Annotated in this window: 11 protein-coding genes; 8 read left to right on the forward strand and 3 right to left on the reverse strand. The window is 34.7% G+C overall.

Annotated elements, in window-relative coordinates:
- The 6 genes from BALCAV_RS19765 to BALCAV_RS19790 form a co-directional block, all read left to right on the forward strand.
- Window positions 1–307, forward strand: a 307-nt coding sequence (locus BALCAV_RS19765) for an RNA-guided endonuclease TnpB family protein (RefSeq protein ID WP_040324286.1), incomplete at its 5' end; no start/stop codon positions are given.
- Between the two features lie 192 nt (window positions 308–499).
- Entirely contained in the window at window positions 500–1297 is a 798-nt protein-coding gene (locus tag BALCAV_RS19770) for a tyrosine-protein phosphatase (protein ID WP_003323802.1), read from the forward strand.
- A 47-nt stretch (window positions 1298–1344) separates the two neighbouring features.
- Entirely contained in the window at window positions 1345–1800 is a 456-nt protein-coding gene (locus tag BALCAV_RS19775; protein WP_003323801.1) for a DUF4871 domain-containing protein, read from the forward strand.
- Between the two features lie 114 nt (window positions 1801–1914).
- Window positions 1915–2484: a DUF6434 domain-containing protein gene (locus BALCAV_RS19780; protein ID WP_003323799.1), complete on the forward strand. Its 570-nt coding sequence runs from the start codon at window positions 1915–1917 to the stop codon at window positions 2482–2484.
- Between the two features lie 219 nt (window positions 2485–2703).
- On the forward strand, window positions 2704–2985 hold the full coding sequence (locus BALCAV_RS19785) for a YesK family protein (RefSeq protein WP_040324287.1): 282 nt from the start codon (window positions 2704–2706) through the stop codon (window positions 2983–2985).
- A 616-nt stretch (window positions 2986–3601) separates the two neighbouring features.
- Window positions 3602–4414, forward strand: a complete 813-nt coding sequence (locus tag BALCAV_RS19790; RefSeq protein ID WP_003323797.1) for a DUF6612 family protein — start codon at window positions 3602–3604, stop codon at window positions 4412–4414.
- 329 nt (window positions 4415–4743) lie between these two features.
- Here BALCAV_RS19790 and cydS read toward each other — a convergent pair whose 3' ends face one another.
- From cydS to BALCAV_RS19800, 3 genes are read right to left on the reverse strand one after another with little or no spacing between them, the layout of a single operon-like run.
- Window positions 4744–4830, reverse strand: a complete 87-nt coding sequence (gene cydS / locus BALCAV_RS23475) for a cytochrome bd oxidase small subunit CydS (RefSeq protein WP_407920841.1) — start codon at window positions 4828–4830, stop codon at window positions 4744–4746.
- A gap of 7 nt (window positions 4831–4837) precedes the next feature.
- Window positions 4838–5854, reverse strand: a complete 1017-nt coding sequence (locus BALCAV_RS19795; protein ID WP_003323796.1) for a cytochrome d ubiquinol oxidase subunit II — start codon at window positions 5852–5854, stop codon at window positions 4838–4840.
- Window positions 5851–7191, reverse strand: coding sequence for a cytochrome ubiquinol oxidase subunit I (locus BALCAV_RS19800; protein ID WP_003323795.1), 1341 nt, complete (start codon window positions 7189–7191; stop codon window positions 5851–5853). Before BALCAV_RS19800 ends, BALCAV_RS19795 begins: the two co-directional genes overlap by 4 nt.
- Window positions 7192–7813: 622 nt before the next feature.
- On the opposite strand from BALCAV_RS19800, the gene BALCAV_RS19805 reads away from it, so the two are divergent.
- On the forward strand, window positions 7814–8284 hold the full coding sequence (locus BALCAV_RS19805) for a peptide-methionine (S)-S-oxide reductase (protein WP_003323793.1): 471 nt from the start codon (window positions 7814–7816) through the stop codon (window positions 8282–8284).
- 111 nt (window positions 8285–8395) lie between these two features.
- The gene (locus tag BALCAV_RS19810; RefSeq protein WP_003323792.1) at window positions 8396–8716 is read left to right on the forward strand and encodes an AbrB/MazE/SpoVT family DNA-binding domain-containing protein; all 321 of its coding nucleotides are present in this window, start codon (window positions 8396–8398) and stop codon (window positions 8714–8716) included.
- Window positions 8717–9386: the final 670 nt, after the last annotated feature.

Here is a 9386-nt window from a genome sequence, read left to right on the forward strand (position 1 = left end):
AGAGGACTTGAATACCAAAGGAATGTTGCGTAATCATAAATTAGCTAAATCGATCTCGGATGTATCCTGGTCTGCCTTTGTATCAAAATTAGAATACAAAGCGAAATGGTACGGGAAAACCATCGTGAAAATAAGCAGGTGGTATCCATCTAGTCAAATCTGTTCCGAATGTGGACATCAAGACGGCAAGAAATCTCTTGAAAAAAGGGATTGGACGTGTCCTATTTGCGATAAACATCACGATCGAGATATCAATGCCAGCCAAAATATTCTAGCTGAAGGGGTAAGAACCTTCCACACGGCTTAAAACAACATTCAGAACCGTAGGAATCGACGGGGATAGCTTGGTCCATAAGAGAAACCTCTGTCGGCAAAGAAATCGGCTGGCAAGTACGCTCTGTTCCCAAGAATCTCCCACTTCAAGCGTTAGCTAAGTGGCGAGTAGTTCAATAGTAGAAAAAGACTTGCTCAAAAATCAAGTTAACAACGGAGGGTATAAATGGAATATACATTTACGGAAAAAGATGAGAAGCGATTAATAACTTTGGAAGGAAGCTTTAACTTTCGTGATCTAGGTGGATACAAAACGAAGTCAGGTCGGACGGTAAAATGGGGGAGAGTGTTTCGCTCTGGTGATTTAAGCAAAGTAACAGCCAATGATCTAAAGAAGTTGGAGCAGCTGGGGATTAAAACTATTTGTGATTTAAGAAGTCAAGATGAAGTGGAAAAAATGCCGGATCCGCTATTAGCAAATGTTCGTGCACTTCATGTTCCAGTTATTCCGAATGATGACGAGACGATGGTACGCCAAGTTGGTGATTTAGCAGAGGTACAGCGAGAATGGCTTACAAATCCTGGTGATATGCTAACATATATGAATAAAAAAATGGTCATATTTGCAGAGGCGTATAAAACGCTCTTTCGCTCTTTGTTAAATTATCCAGAAGAGCCATTACTATTCCATTGTGCAGCCGGGAAAGACCGAACCGGTGTTGTCGCAGCACTTATTTTAAGTTTACTAGACATAGACCGCGAGACGATTCTAGAAGATTATTTGTTAACGAATCTTTCAAAAGAAAAAATGCGTCAACAGCTGGCCGGCAGCGATTTAGATGCCTTTTCACATCTAAGTGGAGAAGCGATAGAAGCGATGCTTGAACCAAGAGCTGAGTACATCGAGGCATTCTTTGTCGAACTTGAACACCACTATGGAACAGTTAAGCATTATTTCGAACGAGCTATCGGTTTGACTGAAGATGAGATGAATCAATTAAGAGAGAATTTGTTAGAACCTTAGTAGAGGAAGAAAATTACAATATAGTGTTAAAAAATAGGGAGGGTTATATGATTAAGAAAAGCAAGTTTATGTTTATAATTTTTGTTCTATTGGCTGCTTTTTCAGCTTGTTCAGCAAATGATGAAACAATTGAAGAAAAAACGAAAGATATAGAGGTAAGCTCTATTTTTAATTCAGGTTCTTATTCAATGATTGGTGAAGAAAAGAAAATTGGTTTTATTTATGATGAATATTCAACCCCTTTTATTGCTGGCGAAGAAAATAAGTATATGTGGCATTTTTGGGGAGAGAACCTAGAAATGAAGCCATTAAAAGTAATTGGTACGAATACAGAGACTAATCAAGAAGTTGTTGTAATCGAAGAAGGTTTTCTAGCTGGTCCAAATAACGAAGCGGATGCCCATATGCCTAGTTTAATGTCATTGCCAACAAAAGGAATTTGGACATTAGATGCTTATATCGGTGAAGAGCTGTTCGGTACAATTGTTGTAAAAGCTCGATAATATTTAACTTCAACTAAAGAAACCGTTAGTAAACTTTGTTGCTTTTAATTATTATTTTGATTAAGTGGAACAAATGTTCTATAATGGAAATAAATAACTATGGAGGTGCAATATATGAGACCAAAGCTAACAAAGAATATTAGTATAGATAGTTTTAAAGATTTCTACTGGTTAAAAGAAGAATTACAGTTTTTTTGCAGAGAAAATGGAATAAGTGCTTCTGGTTCAAAATTAGAGATTTCTGATAGAATCGAAACATTTCTTGAAACAGGAGAGATAAAGAAGCCAATTAGAAAATTAAAAGTGAATCATAAACCTGAACAAGAGGTCAATTTAAGCCTAGAAACAGTCATTTCGGAGAATCATCGTTGCAGCCAAAATGTAAGAGTTTTTTTCAAGACAGTTATCCCTAATTTTCATTTTTCTACCTATATCCAAAACTACTTTAAAACCAACATTGGCAAAACGTATCAAGATGCGGTAGATGCTTGGTATAAAGAAGAAGAACGAAAGCAAGATCCATCGTACAAGAAAAAAATTGCTCCTCAATTTGAATACAATCAATTTATTCATGATTATTTTGCTGACCCGAATAATCAAGGGAAAAGTCGTGAAGAAGCAATCCAGGCTTGGAACAACATCAAAAAACTCCCTGGAAGCAATAAATATATGACAAAGAATTAGTTAAGCACATTAGAACGCGGATGATATAGGAATACGTTCAGCGATTTTAATTGATCATAATATAAACTGAGACCATTAGTTCAAAAAATTTTATCTATTTCTAAGGGGAGCGAGAGGTCTGTGAATATCCAAATTATGTAATGATATTAATTTGGGATTAATTGTTTTAACGCACATAATATTTACTATGTACTATTCATAAATGAAAGGGTGATTATAATGCTTCTTTTTGTTCCTGTTGGTATTGGTTTAATTATTGGTTTAATTATTGGTTTAATTGTTTTTCTATTAACAGTGTGGTTAAGTAAAGGAAGGAAAAGTAAAGGGATAGTATACGCACCTGGAATCTTAGCATCTATTGTCTCAATAATCTTAGTATTATATGGTTTGATAGTAGTTCGAGGATTTGAGGGGGCAGCTTATTTGTTTCTTTCGATAACCATTTTACTTTGTTCAATAATAGCATTATTTTATAGCAGGTATAAACTTAAAGTAGTTTAAAAATGATAAATAAATCTCAATTTCTCAATAAAATCAAACTATAAAATTCTGAAAAGTCATTTAAAAAGTAACATAAAAAATGTTACTTAGGTTTTTATATTATTTAGAGAGGGCGTATTCCTATAGATACATGGTTTATTGTTTCATTTATTACAATATTATTGGTTCGTTTCATCTTTGAATTCGTAATTTTTAAACACAAACCAAAAAGGTATCTAATTTCTATAATTTCGATTATTGGTATTTTGGTTATAATCATTATTCAATTTGTGTTTTTAGAAGTTAATATATTTTCTCCGTTTAATTCTTTATCATTTCTTATTATTTTAATTACTGTTGGTTTGTTTTGTTACTCTGGTTATCTAATAATTAAGAATATGAGATTATGGAATCAAAGAAAGGGTACTGACTAAAGGAACTAATACCGTATGAAACAGCTTACATCAACCTAAGAAAACTCCTCGTATCTATATAAAGGTATGAAAAATTATGTTAAATGCTCCCATGAATACTCTTTCATGCGATAATAGAAGCAGAGCGGCTTTCGTTCAATCTATTGACTATTGTCAGTCTGAAATACAGGGTGTTTCCATTCATGGGGGGGTATTTCTTTAAAATGAAAAAAATATGTTTCATTTTGTTATTTCTTGTTATCGTTTCGTCTTGTACTACAAAAGAAGAAACGGAAGACTATAATATGACGTCTATTGAGGACCTTGATGAAAAAAACGACATTATAGAAAAAGCTCAAGCTGCTGTGGAGGAAATCCAAAGCATGAAGACAATAACGATATTAACTCAACAATTTACAGGCGAGTCAATCAATGAGGAAACTACAATACAAGTTGATAATAACTTACTGTTTGACCCACTTTCTTCTAGCGTACATGTCTTGATGACCACATTAGGTCAAAACGTGGAATTTTCCATGTATTCTAATGAAGATGCTACTTATTTTACAGAGAATCCGAACACTGAGAATGAAGTTTGGCAAAGGCTTCCTGAAACTGAACACGAAGAAATCATCGCAGATTATAAAAGGACCACTTCTTTTATCAATTATGATCTTTTACTTGAACATATAGATGAATTAGTTGTGAACGATGTTGACGATGATATAGAGTATTATGAATTGATCTTAAATGGAGACTCTAACATCTATCATCAATTACTTACTCAAGATCATTTAGTTGATATGGCCGAGGAGCAAGCTTCTGTTGATACGTTTTCATTTTCGATAAAGCTCGAGAAGGATACGGGTCATCTCATCAATTTCGATACAACAATGTACGGTACAGTAGATTTCGAGGGAGAAGTTATTAGCCTTTTTGAAACCATGACTCTCTATGTTGAAGGTATTAATATATTTGAAGATGAATACTCTTTAGTTCCAGTCGGAGTCGAACAGTATATTGAAAATAATGAATAAATATTTGAATTAACTCGATGGTCTTGTTCTGGCCAGTAAAAGTAGTGCAAATGGCGAACCTTTCAGTAGCTCTTTAGGGTTTGATTTGTGTTTAAAAGAAAAAGAACATCAAAAATTGAAAGGTGGATTCAAGATGTATCCTTAAAAGTTCGCTCTACACACTGTCCGGAGCCGGCTCTAATGTAGCTATTTAGTGAAGGTTTGCCTCTCATTTTATCGTGGATAAATACCATGTCGCTCAACTAAATTTGCACTAAAAAAGATTCGAGAAGCTACAACTTCTCGAATCTTTTTCTATTTAAGGACTTACCCTTGAATGTGATATGAAATTATTTCAAAGCGATATAAAACGATACACCTATCGCGGCAAATAAGACTAAAAACGGAGCAACAAATATTAAAAAGTCGTTTAACATCGTTTCATCACTCCCTTTTTCCTTTTATATATTTTTTGTCAAACAAGAATAAACGTAGTAACAGGTACAGAGAAGGGATGAGTAACATCATTCCAAGTACAAAGGCGATAATTAAGGCTATTGCCATCGCTTCATTTGTAAAACCATCATAGATCGTTAAATACGGATACAATAAGTAAGGATAATGAGAAATACCATACCCAAAGAAAGCGAAAGCGAATTGCCCGATTAATAACCAAAGGGAAAGGGCATAATTTCTTTTTTTCCATAACAACCAAACTGTACCGATCCATAAAATAAAGGAGATGGCGAACATCCACCATAAGTCGAGAATTCGAGTATAGTGCTCGAGATTATGACCTCTTAGCTCGATAATAATACCTGAAGCCGCCACAATTAAGGGGATGGCCCAAATAAGAGCATATTTCCTCATCAGAGAGGTCGCTTTTTTATCGCCTGTTTCATTAGCATACCAAGTTAAGAAGACCGCAGAGATATAAAGAACAGCGGTAATGCTTAATACAACGATTGCCCAAGTGAGTGGGCTCGTAAATAAGGCTAAATAATCAAGCGTAGGATTGCCTGTCTCCATAGAAACAAATCCACCTTCTGAGATCGTTAACACAATTGAAAGGGAAGCGGGAATGAGGATTCCAGAAGCCCCGTACATAAAGGCATACCCTTTATGACCCTTTTTCCCATAAGATTCAAATGCGTAATAGGAGCCACGAATCGCGAGTAATATTAACGCAATGCTTGCTGGAATTAATAAAATCGTGCCAAAGTAGTACGCAGTCTTTGGAAAGAAGCCAACAATTCCTACAAAGAAAAAGACAAAAAAGACATTCGTTACTTCCCATACCGGTGATAGATACCGTTGAATTACGTTAGAAACAATATGTTGCTTTCCTGTCAAAATGCTATACGCGTTAAAGAAACCCGCTCCATAATCAATCGAAGCGACAATTACGTAACCAAATAAAAATATCCAAAGTACGGAAACACCGATAATTTCTAAACTCATGATGACTTCCCTCCTGAGTAACGTTCTAAGTCCTTTTCAATTGGGTTATCACGAAACATCCTTCTTAAGACCACAATCGTACCAATTCCTAAAACGAGATAGAGAAGAACAAAGAGAATAAACATTAACCCAACATAATCACTCGTTGTAGCCGCTTCGTCAATCGTCATAATCCCTCGTAATATCCATGGTTGACGACCCACTTCTGCCATCCACCATCCAGCTTGTATCGCAAGGAAGGAAAGAGGCCCACCTAAAACAATTAACCAACGATACCACCTTTGTTGAATAAAGGTCCATTTTCTCCACGTAGCCACCCAGTAAATGAAGGAAAGAGCTAACATAAAGACGCCAATCGTGACCATTGTGTCAAAGAAATAATGAATCACAAGTGGTGGTTGAACTTCTTCTGGGAATTGGTCTAATCCAATGACCTCTGAAAAAGGATCACCATGAGCTAAAATACTTAAAGCATAGGGGATTTCTATCGCATATTGTGCTTCATTATTTTCATCAAGAACTCCCCATAAAATAAGCGGTGCTTCTGTGGTTGTCTCAAAATGCCATTCGGCAGCCGCTAATTTTTCTGGTTGATATTCCGCTAAATACTTCCCAGATAAGTCGCCAATAAGTGCCGTAGCTAAGGCAAAAACAAAACCAATTTTCATTAATAACGTTAAGGACTTCTTATGATACGTCTGATTCGCCCCTTGTAAAAGACGAAAAGCAGCGATCGCCGCAAGCACAAAGGCAACCGTCATATAAGCCGTTGCGAGAACATGGGTAACTTTTGTTGGCATAGATACGGTAAACATAGCGGCTATCGGGTTTACATTGACGAACTCGCCATTTATAAGTTCAAACCCGCCTGGTGAATTCATAAATGAGTTCACTACGGTAATAAAGAAAGCCGACATCGCTCCACCAATCGCAACTGGAATCAGAAGTAATAAATGCTTTTTCTGATTATCAAATCGATCCCAAGTATATAAATAAATGCCTAAGAAGATCGCCTCAAAAAAGAACGCAAAAACTTCCATAAAAAGTGGCAGGGCAATTATATTACCAGCTAACTCCATAAAACTTGGCCATAATAACGCTAATTGCAGACCAATCGCTGTCCCTGTCACAACTCCAACGGCCACTGTTACGACAAATCCCTTCGCCCATCTGCGAGCCATGAGCATATAATGCATGTCATTTTTTCTAATTCCAACCCATTGGAATATTAAAATCATCAACGGCAGCCCAACACCGACCGTTGCATAAAAAATATGGAAGGATAGTGTGAGTAGCGTAAGCATTCTACTCATAAAGACCGGATCCTCAAATAACATCTAAAAACACCCCTTTATATAGGAATAAAAATCTATCGTCCACTCATCATAAAAAATACCTGCTTATCGAATAGATTCCTTAAATCAGGTACCCTAACTTCTTAGTTATTAATCAAAAGTGTATTAAAATCCTAACATGAATTTAAGCTAATATTATATGGAAAATGTTAAATCTCTATGAAGTAAAGGTAAGGTTTGAAAATATGACACAAATGAGAGGGGAAGAAAAGGCTTACTTTGTTTAGACTCATTAAATAATTAAATTTTCAATTAAAATACCAAACAATCGCCTCCAAATGAAAGTAATGCCAAATATTCTATATCATCTTGTATTTAATAAAAACTATTTACTAATATTAGGTCTATAGTAATAATAGTAGTTATGGAATATGTACGGAAGAATATTTTTGAGCCACTTCAAATGACGAAAACAGCAATAGATCCCGAACCAGAATTTTTAAGTGTTAGGGTAAAAAATCAAAGTTTAAGGAAACACGAAAAACGAGTTTGGATTATGACAATTGTTTTTACGTTTATTTTATGTGTAAACATTTTGTATTGGGAGTTTTATTATTAGATAGTACATTTTTTTGAATTAAATGAAACAAACAGGAGCGTAAATATGGAAATTATCTATTTTGCAGGTGGATGTTTATGGGGAGTACAGGCTTTTATTAAAACGTTACCCGGAGTTAAGTTTACAGAAGCGGGAAGAGCTAATGGCACAAGTCATACACTTGAGGGCGATTATGATGGTTACGCTGAATGTGTAAAAACAGGCTTTGATCCGATGGTTGTAACGATCAGGGAATTAATGGACTATTTATTTGAAATCATTGATCCATACAGTTTGAATAAACAAGGCGAGGACGTTGGCGAGAAATACAGAACAGGAGTATACAGTGAAAACCCTGAACACTTAAGAGAAGCAGAGGATTTTCTTAATGAGAGAAAAGATAAAGACCGCATAGTTGTTGAAGTCATGCCTCTTACAAATTATGTTAGAAGTGCAGAAGAACATCAGGATAGGTTAACTAAATATCCGAATGATTATTGTCATATTCCAGAAAAAATATTAACTAAATATAAGTAAGAAATTAAACACGATCAAGTTTAATTGACTTTGATAGTATATTTTAGCCTCCATACTTTCTCTACAGTTGGGATTTATACTGATAAAAAGATTAGCAGGAGGAGGTATGAAATGAATCAAAAAAAGAATAATATTGTGATATGTAATTTAATAAATGGAACTTCAGTAAGAATTCCTAAAATAATTAGAACGAGATTAGGGATTTCATCTGGTGATGAGATTGTTATTAAGACTAATAATAAGTTAGATGGTCTAATTCTCTTCAAGTCTGGTGGTAATACGAAAGAAAACCAAGTAGTTTTAAGCGAAGACGGAAGAATATGGATTCCCGTAGAATTAAGACGACAGTTACAAATAGAAAAAGGAACCGATTTTGAAATTCATATAAACAATAATCATGAGATTACTCTAAAAGTTATAAAAATCAAATAATATTTATTCTCAAAAGGAATTTAAAGAGGCTTATGAAAAAATAGCCTCTTTAATACAGTCCTTTCTACATTGAAAGTTCTTCACCCCTATTTTTTTCTTTTTTGTGCTTCAATAAAAGCAATTCCTATCATAAAACATTAAATTCCAATAACCCGCATATCACTAGATGTTTTTTGGGGTTTTTATAAAGATAAATAATAATGTAATAAGTGAGAATGCTACAAAAGCTAAAAATGGAATGGTAATAAACCCAAACCAATTAATGTATTGAATATTACAAGGTACACCATTTGCACAAGGCTTTATGGCTCCGATAGAAGGTACTTTTTGCATGAGATAATGGTAGAAAGAAATCGAAAGGGGTAGCACATATTGTTTTAAAAGAGTGATTCTTTTTCTTGGTCATTTGTACACCTCTAATTTTTATTGAAACTCTAATAAGTCAAAGTCTCTTCACAGATTCTAACTCTAAAGTGTGTAGAAATTATGAAGCTGCAACTAAGGTTTCTTTGTTAAGAGTATTTTAGTTGTTATGTATAAAATTACTCTCTTTAACTTTTTGATAATATTTATGATGTAACCATTTTTATCATTTCCCGACAGAAGACTCCCCCTTCAATCGTGTGAAGGGAGAAGCCCAACGATAAGGGGGAGATGAATGTCGGTTGGC

The organism is Alkalihalobacillus alcalophilus ATCC 27647 = CGMCC 1.3604, assembly GCF_000292245.2.
Classification (GTDB): domain Bacteria; phylum Bacillota; class Bacilli; order Bacillales; family Bacillaceae_D; genus Alkalihalobacillus; species Alkalihalobacillus alcalophilus.